We start from the raw sequence: 16907 nt of genomic DNA, 5'->3' as shown, positions 1-16907 counted from the left end.
CCGTAACGGGGCGCGGCTCAGAGCACGCGCACGGCACCCGACGCGGGGTAGCCGGACAGGTCCTGGATGACGACACCCTTGGAGGGGTTGGCCGCGTCCAGGTACTGGCCGTTGCCGATGTAGACACCCACGTGGTAGGCGGAACCCTTGCCGCCCCAGTACAGGATGTCGCCCACCTGGACGTTGGACAGCGGGATGTCGGTGCCGGCCATCGACTGGTCCTGCGAGACGCGCGGCAGGTCGACGCCGACCTGCTTGAACGCCGCCTGCACCAGGCTGGAGCAGTCCCAGGCGTTGGGGCCCGAGGCGCCCATGACGTAGGCGTCGCCCACCTGCGCCCTGAGGAAGGCGATGACCGACGCGACGCTGCCGCTGGCCGGCGCGGAGGCGGTCGTGGACGTCGCCGTGGTGGTGAGGGTGGTGCGCTCGGCGTTGCGGGTGGCGCGCTCGGCGGCGGCCTTGCGGGCCTCCTCGGCGGCCTGCTTCTTCGCCTCGGCCTTCTTCTTGGCCACGGCGAGGTCCGCCTTGGCCTCCTTGGCGGCCTGCTCCGCGGCCGCGTCACGCTCGGCCTGCAGCTGGTAGTTCGCGGCCGCCTGCTGGGTGGCGTCCGCGGCCTGGGCGGCCTGGGTGGCCAGGTCGGCCGTCAGGGTGGGCAGTTCGAGGGTCTGCGTCACCGGCTCGGCCGCGTTGGCCGAACCGGACGCCCCGGCCACTGCCAGGGTGCTGAGAACACCACCGGCGACTCCGGCACGCATCGCCATCGTGGACGACGCGGTGCGGCGGGGTTTCCGGTGGCTGCGTATGTGAGCGGTGTGGGACATGGGAACAACCGGTACCAGGGGCTGCTTCATATCTTCAAGAAACGTGTGCTGCGCCACAGTTGTTCAATCGGGGCGTCAATTCCCGGGCGTGTCGCTCTTTATTGACGCCCTAACGGACATTGCGGGCGTCCGTGATCGGCCCGTGATCACGCGCTTTCATCGTTACGCCCGAATTGCCCCGCACTTACCATCGGTTGAAGTGGTTGGCCAATCCCTCCTCTCATGCGGCTCTCATGAATGTGACGGAGGTCACGGAACGCTTACCCGTGTCACGGCGTCGGCCGCGACGCCCGGCCGCCCCGGTCGACGGCCGGATTCGATCCCGGCCCGTGCGCCCCGCCGGCGACGGCGGGCATCGGGTTGACGGCGCGGTGCGGGGACCGTCAGGAAGTCCTCAGGTCGCGGGGGGAGGGACCGTCAACCGTGCGCAGAAGGATCGGCGTGTCGATGACCGCTGACGAGGGATCCGGGAATGGCTACGTACTTGTACCGGCTGGGCGCACTGGGCGCTCGGCGATGGCGCACCATGTTGGTCGGATGGCTGGTCGCGCTGTGCGCGGTGGCCGGGCTGGGCTTCTCGCTCGCCGGTGAGTTCGAGGACAGCGGCTCCATCCCCGGGTCGCCCGCGCAGACGGCGCTCGCCAGGATGGACCGGCACTTCCCGTCGCCGGACCTGCAGTCCGCGCGGATCGTGTTCCGGGCCCCGCCCGGCCACCGGGTGACCGAACCCGCGCTGCGGCAGGCCCTGGACTCCAGCCTCACGGCGATGGGTGACGTGAGCGGCGTACGGGAGGTGAGCGGCCCGGCCGAGGACGTCATGGTGTCGGAGGACGGACGTACCGCCGTCGCGGAGGTCACGTTCACGGCCGCCGCCGAGGAGGACGTGCCCGCCGGCACGCTGGACGCGGTGAAGGCCGCGGGGGAGCCGGCCGGGCGGGCGGGGATGAGGACCATCTTCGGCGGTGACGCCTACGCTCCCTCCACCGCGCCGTTCGGGCCGTCCGAGCTGGCGGGGCTGGGCGTCGCCCTGGTCATCCTGGTGATCACGTTCGGTTCGCTGATCGCCGCGGGGCTGCCGCTGCTGACCGCCGTCCTCGGTGTCGTGGGCACGATGGCCGCCATGACGGGCGCCGCCACGGTGTTCGGGGTGAGCGACAACGCGCCCACGCTCGCGATCATGCTGGGGCTCGCGGTCGGTATCGACTACGCCCTGTTCATCGTGTCCCGTCACCGCGGTCAGCTGGCCGCCGGGACACCGGTGGTGGAGTCCGTGGCACGGGCCAACGCCACCGCGGGCAGCGCGGTGGTCTTCGCCGGCGCCACCGTGGTCATCGCGCTCGCCGGACTGTCGGTGGCCGGGGTGCCGCTGCTCACCTCGATGGGGCTCGCGTCCGCGGGTGCCGTCGCCGTCGCCGTCGTCCTCGCGCTGGGCATGCTCCCCGTCCTCCTCGGCATGGCCGGGCGCAGGCTCACGCCCAAGGCCGGTGCGCGGACCGGGCGGTGGACCGTCCGGAAGGCGCGCGGCGGCCGGACGCCGCTGGGCGTGCGCTGGACCGAGGGTGTGCTGCGGCGTCCCGTGCGGACCCTCGTCGTCGGGACCGTCGCCGTCATCGCGCTCGCCCTGCCGGCCCTGCAGCTCCAGCTCGCCGTCACCGACGAGGGCGACAGCCCCGCAGGCACCTCCAGCCGCCAGGCCTACGACCTGATCGGCGACGCCTTCGGCCCCGGCGTGAACGGTCCGCTGGTGGTCCTGGTCGAGAACGACGACCCGGCGGCCGTCCGGTCCACCGCCGACGCGGTCGGCGACAGGCTGGGCCGGGTCGAGGGCATCGCGGACGTCGGCGACGCCGACATCGCCGAGGACGGCACGGCCGCACGCGTCCGGATCATCCCCACCACCGGGCCGCGCACCGCCGAGACCGGTTCCCTGGTGGCTCACCTGCGCACCGAGATGGCGCCGCTGGCCGCGGACTCCGGCAGCCACGTCGCCGTCACCGGCCTCACCGCCGTCAGCGTCGACGTCGCCGACAGGCTCAGCGGCGCGCTCGTGCCCTTCGCGGTCGTGGTGGTCGGCCTCTCCCTGCTGCTGCTGATGATCGCCTTCCGGTCCGTCGCCATCCCGGTGAAGGCCACCGTCGGGTTCCTGCTCTCCGTCGGCGCGGCGTTCGGCGCGACCGTCGCGGTGTTCCAGTGGGGATGGCTGGCCGGCGTGCTGGGCGTCAGCGCTGAGGGACCGGTGGCGAGCTTCATGCCCATCATCGTCATGGCCGTCCTCTTCGGCCTGGCCATGGACTACGAGGTGTTCCTCGTCTCCGCCATGCGGGAGGACTACGTCCGCCACCGCGACGCCCGCGCCGCCGTCGTGGCCGGCGCGCGCAACGCCGCCCGTGTGGTCACCGCCGCCGCGCTGATCATGATCTCGGTGTTCGTCAGCTTCCTCTTCTCCCACGACGCTGACATCATGCCGATCGCCTTCGCCCTGGCCTTCGGGGTCCTCGTGGACGCCTTCCTGGTCCGTATGACCCTGGTCCCGGCGGTCATGGCCCTCCTCGGCGACCGGGCCTGGACGCTGCCCCGCGGGCTGGACCGCCTGCTGCCCCACCTCGACGTCGAGGGCGGCGACGTCGGCACCCCCGACCGTCCCACCCTTCGGATCCCGGTCAAGTCCCCCACCACAACGGGCAGTTGAGGCAAGGCTCCACCAGCCACCCCGAGGCCGGGGGCACCGCACCCGGGTGCCCCCGGCCCCGGGGTGCTCCGCTTCATCACCGGCCGGGCGGCGGGGGACTTCGTGAACGCGTGCACACGTCCACATCCCGCCCCGCGTCCCCCTGATGTGTGAACGGGCCTCTATCAAGAGATCGAGTCCCACACCAATTTGCATGCGCGGGAAGCCTCTTGATATGGAGACGAGCCCTCTGAGCTGCACTGACCAGTCAAAATGTCACCATTGGTGATCGCGTGGATGCTTGGCGTGTGAAGATCACCGCTCATCCGACTTCATGATCGTTCGTCAGGTGGTGGAGATCACAAAGCTTGTGCAATACCCCGTGTCGCAGATCACAGACTCGCGGGCATAGGATGCGGAGCGGTTGGGCTTGTGACCTGCTTCACATGTTCTCGATCTTCGCCGGGGCGGGCGTGGTTCGTGGGGCAGTTGAGGCGGGTGGGCCCACTGCACAAACGCCAGCAGTCAGTGCCGACTGAGAGGAGCGAGGAGCGGTGAACGCGTATGCGCCCATCCTCGTACTGGGAGCCCTCGGGGCAGGCTTTGCGATCTTCTCCGTGGTCATGGCCACGCTGATCGGTCCGAAGCGGTACAACCGCGCCAAGCTCGAGGCGTACGAGTGCGGTATCGAACCGACCCCCACGCCGGCCGGCGGCGGGCGCTTCCCGATCAAGTACTACCTGACGGCGATGCTCTTCATCATTTTCGATATCGAGATCGTCTTCCTCTACCCCTGGGCCGTCACCTTCGACGCCCTGGGGATTTTCGGGCTCGTGGAGATGCTGCTCTTCGTGCTCACCGTCTTCGTCGCGTACGCGTACGTATGGCGGCGCGGCGGCCTGGAATGGGACTGAGGGGCCTTAACTCATGGGACTCGAAGAAAAGCTGCCGAGCGGATTCCTGCTGACCACCGTCGAGCAGGCCGCGGGCTGGGTGCGCAAGTCGTCCGTCTTCCCGGCCACGTTCGGACTCGCCTGCTGCGCCATCGAGATGATGACCACCGGCGCCGGCCGCTACGACCTGGCGCGCTTCGGCATGGAGGTCTTCCGCGGCTCTCCGCGGCAGGCGGACCTCATGATCGTCGCGGGGCGGGTCAGCCAGAAGATGGCACCGGTGCTGCGGCAGGTCTACGACCAGATGCCGAACCCCAAGTGGGTGATCTCCATGGGGGTCTGCGCCTCCTCGGGCGGCATGTTCAACAACTACGCGATCGTGCAGGGCGTCGACCATGTCGTCCCGGTCGACATCTATCTCCCCGGCTGCCCGCCCCGCCCCGAGATGCTGCTGGACGCGATTCTCAAGCTCCACGAGAAGATCCAGAACTCCAAGCTCGGCGTGAACGCCGAGGAGGCGGCCCGTGAGGCGGAGGAGGCGGCGCTCAAGGCCCTGCCCACGATCGAGATGAAGGGGCTGCTGCGATGAGTGACGCGAACGGCGCGGGCGGGTCGGACGGGGTGAACCCCGAGAAGGACCTCTCCGCCGAGAACCTCCCCGGCCAGCGCGGCCAGGGCGGTGAGGAGATCCGCGTCCAGCGCGGCATGTTCGGCGCCACCGAGGGCGGCGACACCTCCGGTTACGGCGGACTCGTCCGCTCCGTCCGCCTCCCCGGACCGGCGGCCCGCCCCTATGGCGGCCCACGCGGCGGAGGCGCATATGGATACTTCGACGAGGTCGCCGACGAACTGGAGGGCGCGCTGGAGGAGCAGGACCTGCTCCCGGAGAACGCCATCGAGAAGACGGTCGTCGACCGGGGCGAACTCACCTTCCACATCGAGCGCGAGCACCTGGTCCGGGTCGCGAGGACCCTGCGCGACGACCCCGCCCTGCGCTTCGAGCTGTGCACCGGCGTCAGCGGCGTGCACTACCCGAACGACAAGGGCCGCGAACTGCACGCCGTCTACCACCTGCGCTCGATCACCCACAACCGGCTGATCCGCCTTGAGGTCAGCGCCCCCGACAGCGACCCGCACATCCCGTCGCTGTTCTCGGTCTATCCGACGAACGACTGGCACGAGCGCGAGACGTACGACTTCTACGGCATCGTCTTCGACGGCCACCCGGCGCTCACGCGGATCATGATGCCGGACGACTGGCCGGGCCATCCGCAGCGCAAGGACTATCCCCTCGGCGGCATCCCCGTCGAGTACAAGGGCGCCCAGATCCCGGCTCCGGACCAGCGGAGGTCGTACTCGTGAGCACTTCCCACGCCTCCCCGAGGGAGACGACCGAAGGCACCGTCTACACGGTCACCGGCGGCGACTGGGACGAGGTCGTCCAGACCGCCGCCCGCGCCGACGACGAGCGCATCGTCGTCAACATGGGTCCCCAGCACCCCTCCACCCACGGAGTGCTCCGGCTGATCCTGGAGATCGACGGCGAGACGGTCACCGAGGCCCGCTGCGGCATCGGCTACCTGCACACCGGCATCGAGAAGAACCTCGAGTACCGCACGTGGACCCAGGGCACCACGTTCGTGACGCGCATGGACTACCTGACGTCGTTCTTCAACGAGACGGCGTACTGCCTGGGCGTCGAGAAGCTCCTCGGGATCGAGGACCAGATCCCGGACCGGGCCACCATCATCAGGGTCCTCCTGATGGAGCTGAACCGGCTCTCCTCCCACCTGGTGTGCATCGCCACCGGCGGCATGGAGCTCGGCGCCACCACGATCATGATCTACGGATTCCGTGATCGTGAACTCATTCTCGACATCTACGAGCTGATCACCGGCCTGCGGATGAACCACGCGTACATCCGGCCCGGCGGACTCGCCCAGGACCTGCCGCCCGGCGCGGTGGACCAGATCCGCGAGTTCGTGAAGAAGATGCGGAAGAACCTCCCGGAGTACGACAAGCTCGCCACCGGGAACCCCATCTTCAAGGCCCGTATGCAGGACGTCGGTTACCTCGACCTGGCCGGCTGCATGGCCCTCGGTGCCACCGGCCCGATCCTGCGCTCCACCGGCCTCCCGCACGACCTGCGCAAGGCCCAGCCGTACTGCGGATACGAGACCTACGACTTCGACATCCCGACCGCCGACACCTGCGACTCCTACGGCCGGTTCCTGATCCGGCTGGAGGAGATGCGCCAGTCGCTGCGCATCGTCGAGCAGTGCCTGGACCGGCTGCAGCCCGGACCGGTCATGGTCGCCGACAAGAAGATCGCCTGGCCCGCCCAGCTCGCCCTGGGACCGGACGGACTGGGCAACTCCCTCGACCACATCAAGAACATCATGGGCACCTCCATGGAAGCCCTGATCCACCACTTCAAGCTGGTCACCGAGGGATTCCGGGTCCCGCCGGGACAGGCGTACACGGCGGTCGAGTCGCCCAAGGGCGAACTCGGGGTGCATGTCGTCTCCGACGGCGGCACCCGCCCCTACCGGGTCCACTTCCGCGACCCGTCCTTCACCAACCTGCAGGCCATGGCGGCGATGTGCGAGGGCGGCCAGGTCGCCGACGTCATCGTCGCCGTCGCGTCCATCGACCCCGTGATGGGAGGCGTCGACCGGTGACCACCTCTTCTTCGGACCACGGCGTCAGCCTGGGCATGCCCGAACTGCCCGCGCCCGCCTACCCCGACGACGTACGGGCCCGGCTGGAGGCCGACGCGCGCGAGGTCATCGCCCGCTACCCGGACTCCCGCTCCGCCCTTCTGCCGCTGCTGCACCTCGTGCAGTCCGAGGAGGGCCATGTCACGCGCACCGGGATGCGGTTCTGCGCGGAGACGCTGGACCTGACCACCGCGGAGGTGACCGCGGTCGCCACCTTCTACTCCATGTACCGGCGCCGGCCGAGCGGTGACTACCAGGTCGGGGTGTGCACCAACACCCTGTGCGCCGTCATGGGCGGCGACGCGATCTTCGAGGAGCTCCAGGAGCACCTCGGCGTCGGCAACGGCGAGACCACCGGCGACGGCAAGGTCACCCTGGAGCACATCGAGTGCAACGCGGCCTGCGACTTCGCGCCCGTGGTGATGGTGAACTGGGAGTTCTTCGACAACCAGACCCCCGAGAGCGCCAAGCGCATGGTCGACGACCTGCGGGCCGGCCGCGAGGTGTCGCCCACGCGCGGGGCGCCCCTGTGCACCTTCAAGGAGACCGCCCGCATCCTGGCCGGCTTCCCCGACACGCGCGAGGGAGCGGTCGAGGCCACCGGCAGCGCGGGACCCGCCTCCCTGGTCGGCCTGAAGCTGGCCAAGGGCGAGGCCGCGCCCGCGCGTGTGGTGCACCCGCGCGGTGAGGCGCCCCGGGACACCCCGCCGCACGAGCCGTCGCCCTCGGAGCACCTCAGCTCGCACGACGCGCCGCAGGACACATCGGCCTCCGACCCTTCCCACCCGTCGGGTCCCGCCGCCGAGGAGGGGGAGTGATGACCTTGGCACCCGAACTCAAGGACATGAGCCCGGAGAAGCTGCTCGCACCCGTACTGTCCGCCTTCTGGGACGAGGACGAGTCCTGGACGCTGGACGTCTACCGGCGCCACGGGGGATACGAGGGGCTCCGCAAGGCGCTCGCCATGTCCCCGGACGACGTCATCGCGTACGTCAAGGAATCCGGACTGCGCGGACGCGGCGGCGCCGGATTCCCGACGGGAATGAAGTGGCAGTTCATTCCCCAGGGCGATGGAAAGCCCCATTACCTGGTGGTCAACGCCGACGAGTCGGAACCCGGGACGTGCAAGGACATTCCGCTCCTCTTCGCGAACCCGCACAGCCTCATCGAGGGCATCGTCATCGCGTGCCACGCCATCAGGTCGTCCCACGCGTTCATCTATCTGCGGGGTGAGGTCGTCCCCGTACTGCGGCGGCTGCACGAGGCGGTGCGCGAGGCCTACGCGGCCGGCCTCCTCGGCGAGAACGCCCTGGGCAGCGGACTCGACCTCCAGCTCACCGTGCACGCGGGCGCGGGCGCGTACATCTGCGGTGAGGAGACCGCGCTGCTCGACTCGCTCGAAGGACGCCGGGGCCAGCCGCGGCTCCGTCCGCCCTTCCCCGCCGTCGCGGGCCTCTACGCCTGCCCGACCGTGGTGAACAACGTCGAGTCGATCGCGTCGGTTCCCGCCATCATGAACCGGGGCAAGGACTGGTTCCGCTCGATGGGAAGCGAGAAGTCCGCGGGCTTCACGCTCTACTCCCTCAGCGGCCATGTCGCCACCCCCGGCCAGTACGAGGCGCCGCTCGGCATCACGCTGCGCCAGCTGCTGGAGATGAGCGGCGGAATGCGCCCGGGCCACCGGCTGAAGTTCTGGACCCCCGGCGGTTCCTCGACGCCGATGTTCACCGACGAACACCTCGACGTCCCCCTCGACTACGAAGGAGTGGGCGCCGCGGGTTCCATGCTGGGCACCAAGGCCCTGCAGTGCTTCGACGAGACGACCTGCGTCGTGCGCGCCGTCACCCGCTGGACCGAGTTCTACGCCCACGAGTCCTGCGGCAAGTGCACCCCCTGCCGCGAGGGCACGTACTGGCTGGTCCAGCTGATGCGTGACATCGAGGCCGGCAAGGGACGGATGTCCGACCTCGACAAGCTCAACGACATCGCCGACAACATCAACGGCAAGGCCTTCTGCGCCCTCGGCGACGGCGCCGCCGCGCCGATCTTCTCCTCCCTGAAGTACTTCCGCGCGGAGTACGAGGAGCACATCACGGGCCGGGGCTGCCCCTTCGACCCGGCCAAGTCCACGGCCTGGGCCGACCGTACGGAGGTGCACGCATGACTGTGACCACCAACGCTCCCTCCGGCGGGGGAGAGGCGGCGGTCCCGCCGGAGGACCTCGTGTCGCTGACCATCGACGGCGCCGAGATCAGCGTGCCCAAGGGCACCCTGGTCATCCGGGCCGCCGAGCGGCTCGGCATCGAGATCCCCCGGTTCTGCGACCACCCGCTCCTCGACCCGGCCGGCGCCTGCCGGCAGTGCATCGTCGAGGTCGAGGGCCAGCGCAAGCCCATGGCGTCCTGCACCATCACCTGCACCGACGGGATGGTGGTGAAGACGCAGCTCTCCTCGCCGGTCGCGGAGAAGGCCCAGAAGGGTGTGATGGAGCTGCTGCTCATCAACCACCCGCTGGACTGCCCCGTCTGCGACAAGGGCGGCGAGTGCCCCCTGCAGAACCAGGCGATGTCGCACGGCCAGGCCGACTCCCGCTTCGACGGCAAGAAGCGCACCTACGAGAAGCCCGTCGCGATCTCCACCCAGGTGCTGCTCGACCGTGAGCGGTGCGTGCTGTGCGCCCGCTGCACCCGGTTCTCCAACCAGGTCGCGGGCGACCCGATGATCGAGCTGATCGAGCGGGGCGCGCTGCAGCAGGTCGGCACCGGCGAGGGCGACCCGTTCGAGTCGTACTTCTCCGGCAACACCATCCAGATCTGCCCGGTCGGCGCGCTCACCTCGGCGGCGTACCGGTTCCGCTCCCGCCCCTTCGACCTGATCTCCTCGCCGTCCGTGTGCGAGCACTGCTCCGGCGGCTGCGCCACCCGCACCGACCACCGGCGCGGCAAGGTCATGCGGCGGCTCGCCGCCGACGACCCCGAGGTCAACGAGGAGTGGATGTGCGACAAGGGACGCTTCGGCTTCCGGTACGCACAGCAGCGGGACCGCCTCACCACACCGCTGGTGCGCAACCCGGAGGGTGAGCTGGAGCCCGCCTCCTGGCCGGACGCGCTGCAGATCGCGGCCCAGGGGCTGCTGGCCTCGCGGGGCCGCACCGGTGTGCTGACCGGCGGCCGGCTCACCGTCGAGGACGCCTACGCGTACAGCAAGTTCGCGCGGGTGGCGCTCGACACCAACGACATCGACTTCCGCGCGCGCGTGCACAGCGCCGAGGAGGCCGACTTCCTCGCCGCGCGGGTCGCCGGACGCGGCCGTGATCTCGACGGCACGGGTGTCACGTACACCTCCCTGGAGGAGGCGCCCGCGGTCCTGCTGGTCGGGTTCGAGTCGGAGGAGGAGGCGCCCGGCGTCTTCCTGCGGCTGCGCAAGGCCTGGCGGCGGCACGGGCAGAAGACGTTCGCCCTCGCGACCCACGCCACGCGCGGGCTGGAGAAGGCCGGCGGCACCCTGCTGCCGGCGGCCCCCGGCACCGAGACCGAGTGGCTGGACGCGCTCGCGAGCGGCGTCGGCCTGGAGGGCGACGGGGCCGGGGCCGCCGAGGCCCTGCGCGGCGACGGCGCGGTCATCGTCGTCGGCGAGCGGCTGGCCGCCGTACGGGGTGGTCTCACCGCCGCCGTCCGGTTCGCCGCCGCGACCGGCGCCCGGCTGGTGTGGATCCCGCGCCGGGCCGGTGAGCGGGGCGCCGTCGAGGCGGGCGCGCTGCCGGCGCTGCTGCCGGGCGGCCGCCCGGCGACCGACCCGCGCGCACGCGCGGAGGTCGCCGCCCTGTGGGGCGTGGCCGAACTGCCGACCCGCTACGGGCGCGACACCGCTCAGATCGTCGAGGCGGCCGCGCGCGGTGAGCTGCAGGCGCTGCTGGTCGCGGGCGTGGAGGTCGCCGACCTGCCCGACCCGGCACGCGCGCGTGCCGCGCTCGCCGAGGCCGGGTTCGTGGTCTCCCTCGAACTGCGGCCCGGCGAGGTCACCGCACTGGCCGACGTGGTGCTGCCCGTCGCCGCGGTCCCCGAGAAGGCCGGCACCTTCCTCAACTGGGAAGGCAGGGTCCGCCTCTTCGAGGCGGCGCTCAAGCCCGACCAGATGACCCGGCGGCTTCCGCCCACCGACGCGCGTGTGCTGCAGATGCTGGCCGACGCCATGGACATCCATCTGGGGCTGCCGGATCTGCGCACCGTCCGCGCGGAGCTCGACCGGCTCGGCGCCTGGGACGGCCCCGCCGCGAGCGACCCGCTGGAGACCGCGAGCGCGCTGCCCCGGCCCGCCGCCGGGGAGGCGGTGCTCGCCGGACACCGGCTGCTGCTCGACGAAGGCCTTCTGCAGGTCGGCGACGAGGCGCTCGCCGGCACCCGGCACGCCGCCCGCGCGCGGGTGTCGGCGGCCACGGCCGCCGAGGCCGGCGTCAAGGAGGGCGACCTGCTCGCGGTGACCGGCACCGCCGGGACGGTCCGGCTGCCGCTGGCGGTCACCGAGATGCCCGACCGTGTGGTGTGGCTGCCGCTGAACTCCGTCGGCGGCGGCGTCGCCTCCGGCACCGGGGCCCTGCCCGGCTCGCTCGTCCGTATCGGCCCGGCGACGCTCGCCGACGAGGCCCCCGAGGAGGTGGAGGCATGAGTCCGTACCTCGCCGCCGAAGATCTCTCGATGTTCGGCACCGACCCCTGGTGGCTGGTGGTCCTCAAGGCGGTGTTCTGCTTCGCGTTCCTGATGGTGACCGTGCTGATCTCCATCGTCATGGAGCGCAAGGTCGTCGCCTGGATGCAGCTGCGCGTCGGCCCCAACCGGCACGGCCCCTGGGGCATGCTCCAGTCGCTCGCCGACGGCATCAAGCTGATGCTCAAGGAAGATCTCGTCGTCAAGCGCGCCGACAAGGCGGTGTACATCCTCGCGCCGGTCGTCGCGGCCGTTCCGGCCTTCATGGCGATCGCGGTGATCCCCTTCGGGCCGGCCGGCAACGAGATCTCGATCTTCGGCCACCGCACCACGATGCAGCTCACCGACCTGCCGATCGCGGCCCTGTACATCCTCGCGGTCGCCTCGGTCGGCATCTACGGCATCGTCCTCGCGGGCTGGAGCTCCGGCTCCACCTATCCGCTGCTGGGCGGTCTGCGCTCGTGCGCGCAGATGATCTCGTACGAGATCGCCATGGGCGCCGCGTTCGCCTCCGTGTTCCTGTACTCGGGGTCGATGTCGACGTCGACGATCGTGGAACAGCAGACCGACCGCTGGTACATCCTGCTGCTGCCGGTGTCCTTCCTCATCTACATCGTGACGATGGTCGGTGAGACCAACCGCGCCCCCTTCGACATGCCGGAGTCCGAGGGCGACCTCGTCGGCGGCTTCAACACCGAGTACTCGTCCATCAAGTTCGCGATGTTCATGCTCGCCGAGTACATCAACATGGTGACCGTGTCGGCCGTCGCCGTGACGTTCTTCCTGGGAGGCTGGCGGGCCCCGTGGCCCATCAGCACCTTCTGGGAGGGCGCGAACCACGGCTGGTGGCCGATGCTCTGGTTCACCGGCAAGCTCGTGAGCCTGCTGTTCGGCTTCGTCTGGCTGCGCGGCACGCTCCCGCGCGTGCGCTACGACCAGCTGATGAAGCTCGGCTGGAAGGTCCTCATCCCGGTGTCCCTGGTGTGGCTGATGCTCGTCGCCAGCGTGCGGGCACTGCGCAACGAGGGCTACGACTTCACCGACATCGCGCTCTACATCGGCGGTGCCGTCCTCGCCCTCCTGCTGCTGTCCTTCGTCGCGGACCTGTTCCGCGGCAAGGAGAAGCAGGCGGAACAGCCCGCCGAGGGCCCGCCCGCCTTCGACCCCATGGGCGGCGGATTCCCCGTACCGCCGCTGCCGGGACAGGAGGTGCCGCCGGTGCCGCGACGCCGTCCGCGCCGTGAGCGGGAACTGATTGTCAGTGGTGCACCCGATACTCAGAGTGACGGATCTGTGGGCGGGTCCACGGATGGAAAGGAGGCGTCCGATGGCTGAGGAACCCAAGGACACCAAGCCCGGTTTCCTGAACCCCGTGGCCGGCTTCGGCGTGACCTTCACGGCCATGTTCAAGAAGCGGCTGACCGAGCAGTACCCGGAGCAGCCGAAGACCACCGCTCCGCGTTTCCACGGACGGCACCAGCTCAACCGCCATCCGGACGGCCTGGAGAAGTGCGTCGGCTGCGAGCTGTGCGCCTGGGCCTGCCCCGCCGACGCGATCTACGTCGAGGGCGCGGACAACACGGACGAGGAGCGCTACTCGCCCGGCGAGCGGTACGGCCGCGTCTACCAGATCAACTACGCCCGCTGCATCCTGTGCGGGCTGTGCATCGAGGCGTGCCCCACCCGGGCGCTGACGATGACCAACGAGTTCGAACTGGCGGACTCCAGCCGCGCCAACCTCATCTACACCAAGGAGCAGCTGCTCGCCGGTCTGGAGGAGGGCATGGTCGACTCGCCGCACGCCATGTACCCGGGCACCGACGAACAGGACTACTACCGGGGCCTGGTGACCGAGGCCGCGCCCGGCACGGAGCAGCAGGCGGCCCACTTTGAGGGTGAGGTCGTGCAGGAGGCCGACTCGACCTTCGGTCCCGAGGAGCCGGCGTCGGGGAAGGTGGTCGGGCGATGACCGCGCAGCTCGCCGCCGCGGCGACCCTCTCCGCCGGCACCTCCACCGGAGAGGCCTTCCAGTTCTGGGTGCTCGGCACGATCGCGGTGATCGGCGCCCTGTGCACCGTCTTCATGCGGCGGGCCGTGCACAGCGCGCTCTGCCTCGCCGGCACCATGATCATCCTGGCGGTGTTCTACCTGGCCAACGGCGCCTACTTCCTGGGCGTCGTGCAGATCGTCGTCTACACCGGCGCGATCATGATGCTGTTCCTGTTCGTGGTGATGCTGGTCGGCGTCACCGCGGCGGACTCCCTCAAGGAGACCGTCAAGGGCCAGCGCTGGCTGGCCCTGCTGTGCGGGCTCGGCTTCGGCGCCCTGCTGGTCGGCGGGATCGGGAACGCCTCGCTCAGCGAGTTCAACGGCATCGGCGAGGCGAACGCGGGCGGCAATGTGGAGGGTCTCGCGACGCTCCTGTTCACCCGGTACGTCTTCGCCTTCGAGATCACCGGCGCCCTGCTCATCACGGCCGCCGTCGGCGCCATGGTGCTCACCCACCGCGAGCGCACCGAACGCGCCAGGACCCAGCGGGAACTGGCCGAGCAGCGCGTGCGCGAGGGCAAGTACCTGCCGCCGCTGCCGGCGCCCGGTGTGTACGCCCGGCACAACGCCGTGGACATCGCGGGCCTGCTGCCCGACGGCACCACGTCGGACCTCACCGTCAGCAAGACGCTGCGGGAGCGCGGCCAGATCCGTGATGTGTCGCACGAGGCGATCAACGACCTGCGGGCGATCGAGCAGCGCGCCGAGGAGCGGCTGGAGCGCACCGCGATCGACGCGCCGACCTTCAAGCGGGCCGAGGAGGCGTCGAAGTGAACCCCGTGAACTATCTGTACCTGGCCGCGCTGCTGTTCACGATCGGCGCCACCGGCGTACTGATCAGGCGCAACGCGATCGTCCTGTTCATGTGCGTCGAGCTGATGCTCAACGCCTGCAATCTCGCGTTCGTCGCCTTCTCCCGGATGCACGGCAACCTCGACGGGCAGGTCATCGCGTTCTTCACGATGGTCGTCGCCGCCGCGGAGGTCGTGGTCGGGCTGGCGATCATCGTGTCCCTGTTCCGTTCCCGCCACTCGGCCTCGGTCGACGACGCCAGCCTGATGAAGCTGTGAGGGGCTGCTGAATCGTGGAGAACCTGATTGCGCTGCTGGTGGCGGCGCCCCTGCTCGGAGCGGTGGTCCTGCTGTGCGGCGGACGCCGGCTGGACGCCGTGGGCCACTGGATCGGCACGCTGCTCGCGGCCGTCTCCTTCGGGCTCGGCCTGGTGCTGTTCACCGATCTGCTCGGCAAGGGCGCCGAGGAACGCACGGTCACGCAGCATCTGTTCAGCTGGATCCCGGTGGAGGGATTCCAGGCGGACGTCGCCTTCCGGCTCGACCAGCTGTCGATGACGTTCGTCCTGCTGATCACCGGCGTCGGCTCGCTGATCCACCTGTACTCCATCGGGTACATGGAGCACGACGAGCGGCGCCGCCGCTTCTTCGGCTATCTGAACCTGTTCCTCGCGGCGATGCTGATCCTCGTCCTCGCCGACAACTACCTGCTGCTGTACGTCGGCTGGGAGGGCGTCGGTCTCGCCTCCTACCTGCTGATCGGCTTCTGGCAGCACAAGCCCAGCGCGGCCACGGCCGCGAAGAAGGCCTTCCTGGTCAACCGGGTCGGCGACATGGGCCTGTCCATCGCGATCATGCTGATGTTCCTGTGGTTCGGGACCTTCGCCTTCGGGCCGGTGCTCGGCGGCCACGGGGAGGCCGGACTCGCGGGCCAGGCCGGTGAGGGCAAGCTCACCGCGATCGCGCTGATGCTGCTGCTCGCCGCGTGCGGCAAGTCCGCCCAGGTGCCGCTGCAGTCCTGGCTCGGGGACGCGATGGAGGGCCCGACCCCCGTCTCGGCCCTGATCCACGCGGCGACCATGGTGACGGCGGGCGTGTACCTGATCGTCCGCTCCGCGGCCGTCTTCAACGGCGCCCCGGACGCACAGCTGGTCGTCACCATCGTCGGCGCCGTCACGCTGCTGTTCGGTGCGATCGTCGGTTGCGCGAAGGACGACATCAAGAAGGCGCTGGCCGGCTCGACCATGTCGCAGATCGGCTACATGGTCCTCGCCGCCGGCCTCGGCCCCATCGGCTATGTCTTCGCGATCATGCACCTGGTGACGCACGGCTTCTTCAAGGCCGGGCTGTTCCTCGGCGCCGGCTCGGTGATGCACGGCATGAACGACGAGGTCGACATGCGCCGCTACGGCGGACTGCGCACGTACATGCCGGTCACCTTCGTCACCTTCGGCCTCGGCTACCTCGCGATCATCGGCTTCCCGGGCTTGTCCGGCTTCTTCTCCAAGGACAAGATCATCGAGGCGGCGTTCGCCAAGGGCGGCACCGAGGGCTGGATCCTCGGCGCCTGCGCCCTGCTGGGCGCGGCCATCACCGCGTACTACATGACACGCGTGATGCTGATGACGTTCTTCGGCGAGGAGCGCTGGCGCAATGCCCCGACGCCGTCCCCGGCCGCGCCGGACGTGGAGCCCGCCGCCGAGACGCGCGGCGCCTACGAGCCGCCGCACCCGCACGAGTCGCCGAAGAGCATGACGATTCCGATGATCGTGCTCGCCTTCGGGTCGGTCTTCGCCGGCGCGATCTTCAGTATCGGCGACCGCTTCGTGCACTGGCTGGAGCCCGTCACCGGGCACTCCCACGGGGACGCGCCGATCAGCGCGACCACGGTGACCGCGTCCACGGTGGCCGTGATGGTCGTCGGCGTGGCGATCGCCTGGGCCCAGTACGGGCGCCGTCCGGTGCCCGCCGTCGCCCCGCGCGGCTCGCTGCTCACCCGGGCCGCCCGGCGCGATCTGCTCCAGGACGACTTCAACCATGTGGTCCTGGTCCGCGGCGGTGAGCACCTCACCCGCTCGCTGGTGTACGTCGACCACACCCTGGTCGACGGGGTCGTCAACGGCACGGCGGCCTCCATGGGCGGCCTGTCCGGGCGGATGCGCAGGCTGCAGAACGGCTTCGCGCGGTCCTACGCGGTCTCGATGTTCGGGGGCGCGGCGGTTCTGGTCGCCGCGACCCTGCTGATGAGGGCGGTCTGATACC

The 16907-nt window shown here is 70.1% G+C and carries 14 protein-coding genes; 13 read left to right on the top strand and 1 reads right to left on the bottom strand.

Annotated features, from left to right (window positions below):
• Positions 1 to 17 precede the first annotated feature (17 nt).
• Complete coding sequence (locus tag IF28_RS0119655) at positions 18 to 851, bottom strand: C40 family peptidase (protein WP_030221900.1); 834 nt, start codon at positions 849 to 851, stop codon at positions 18 to 20.
• 442 nt (positions 852 to 1293) lie between these two features.
• Here IF28_RS0119655 and IF28_RS0119650 point away from each other — a divergent pair, with 442 nt between their 5' ends.
• The 13 genes from IF28_RS0119650 (at position 1294) to nuoL (ending at position 16903) form a co-directional block, all read left to right on the top strand.
• Positions 1294 to 3510, top strand: coding sequence for an MMPL family transporter (locus IF28_RS0119650; RefSeq protein ID WP_063829335.1), 2217 nt, complete (start codon positions 1294 to 1296; stop codon positions 3508 to 3510).
• 533 nt (positions 3511 to 4043) lie between these two features.
• The gene (locus tag IF28_RS0119645) at positions 4044 to 4403 is read left to right on the top strand and encodes an NADH-quinone oxidoreductase subunit A (RefSeq protein WP_003974383.1); all 360 of its coding nucleotides are present in this window, start codon (positions 4044 to 4046) and stop codon (positions 4401 to 4403) included.
• A gap of 13 nt (positions 4404 to 4416) precedes the next feature.
• Entirely contained in the window at positions 4417 to 4971 is a 555-nt protein-coding gene (locus tag IF28_RS0119640; RefSeq protein ID WP_030221896.1) for a NuoB/complex I 20 kDa subunit family protein, read from the top strand.
• Complete coding sequence (locus IF28_RS0119635) at positions 4968 to 5744, top strand: NADH-quinone oxidoreductase subunit C (RefSeq protein ID WP_030221894.1); 777 nt, start codon at positions 4968 to 4970, stop codon at positions 5742 to 5744. The genes IF28_RS0119640 and IF28_RS0119635 overlap by 4 nt, the downstream gene beginning before the upstream one ends.
• Positions 5741 to 7063: an NADH-quinone oxidoreductase subunit D gene (locus IF28_RS0119630; protein ID WP_030221893.1), complete on the top strand. Its 1323-nt coding sequence runs from the start codon at positions 5741 to 5743 to the stop codon at positions 7061 to 7063. Before IF28_RS0119635 ends, IF28_RS0119630 begins: the two co-directional genes overlap by 4 nt.
• Positions 7060 to 7920 carry an NADH-quinone oxidoreductase subunit NuoE gene (gene nuoE, locus IF28_RS0119625; protein WP_030221890.1) on the top strand — a complete coding sequence of 287 codons (861 nt, stop codon included), beginning with the start codon at positions 7060 to 7062 and terminating at the stop codon, positions 7918 to 7920. The genes IF28_RS0119630 and nuoE overlap by 4 nt, the downstream gene beginning before the upstream one ends.
• Entirely contained in the window at positions 7920 to 9266 is a 1347-nt protein-coding gene (gene nuoF / locus IF28_RS0119620; RefSeq protein WP_030221888.1) for an NADH-quinone oxidoreductase subunit NuoF, read from the top strand. Before nuoE ends, nuoF begins: the two co-directional genes overlap by 1 nt.
• Positions 9263 to 11767 carry an NADH-quinone oxidoreductase subunit G gene (locus IF28_RS0119615; RefSeq protein ID WP_030221886.1) on the top strand — a complete coding sequence of 835 codons (2505 nt, stop codon included), beginning with the start codon at positions 9263 to 9265 and terminating at the stop codon, positions 11765 to 11767. The genes nuoF and IF28_RS0119615 overlap by 4 nt, the downstream gene beginning before the upstream one ends.
• A complete protein-coding gene (gene nuoH / locus IF28_RS0119610; protein ID WP_030221883.1) occupies positions 11764 to 13140 on the top strand; it encodes an NADH-quinone oxidoreductase subunit NuoH in 1377 nt (458 codons plus the stop codon). Before IF28_RS0119615 ends, nuoH begins: the two co-directional genes overlap by 4 nt.
• Entirely contained in the window at positions 13133 to 13774 is a 642-nt protein-coding gene (gene nuoI, locus IF28_RS0119605) for an NADH-quinone oxidoreductase subunit NuoI (RefSeq protein WP_030221880.1), read from the top strand. The genes nuoH and nuoI overlap by 8 nt, the downstream gene beginning before the upstream one ends.
• A complete protein-coding gene (locus tag IF28_RS0119600; RefSeq protein WP_030221876.1) occupies positions 13771 to 14628 on the top strand; it encodes an NADH-quinone oxidoreductase subunit J in 858 nt (285 codons plus the stop codon). The genes nuoI and IF28_RS0119600 overlap by 4 nt, the downstream gene beginning before the upstream one ends.
• On the top strand, positions 14625 to 14924 hold the full coding sequence (gene nuoK, locus IF28_RS0119595) for an NADH-quinone oxidoreductase subunit NuoK (protein ID WP_030221872.1): 300 nt from the start codon (positions 14625 to 14627) through the stop codon (positions 14922 to 14924). Before IF28_RS0119600 ends, nuoK begins: the two co-directional genes overlap by 4 nt.
• Positions 14925 to 14938: 14 nt before the next feature.
• Positions 14939 to 16903, top strand: coding sequence for an NADH-quinone oxidoreductase subunit L (gene nuoL, locus IF28_RS0119590; protein ID WP_030221869.1), 1965 nt, complete (start codon positions 14939 to 14941; stop codon positions 16901 to 16903).
• The last annotated feature ends 4 nt before the right edge of the window (positions 16904 to 16907 follow it).

The sequence above is a fragment of the Streptomyces sp. NRRL WC-3626 genome (genome assembly GCF_000718785.1).
In the GTDB taxonomy this organism is placed as follows: Bacteria; Actinomycetota; Actinomycetes; order Streptomycetales; family Streptomycetaceae; genus Streptomyces; species Streptomyces edwardsiae.
This window is presented reverse-complemented; position numbering and strand designations above follow the sequence as displayed.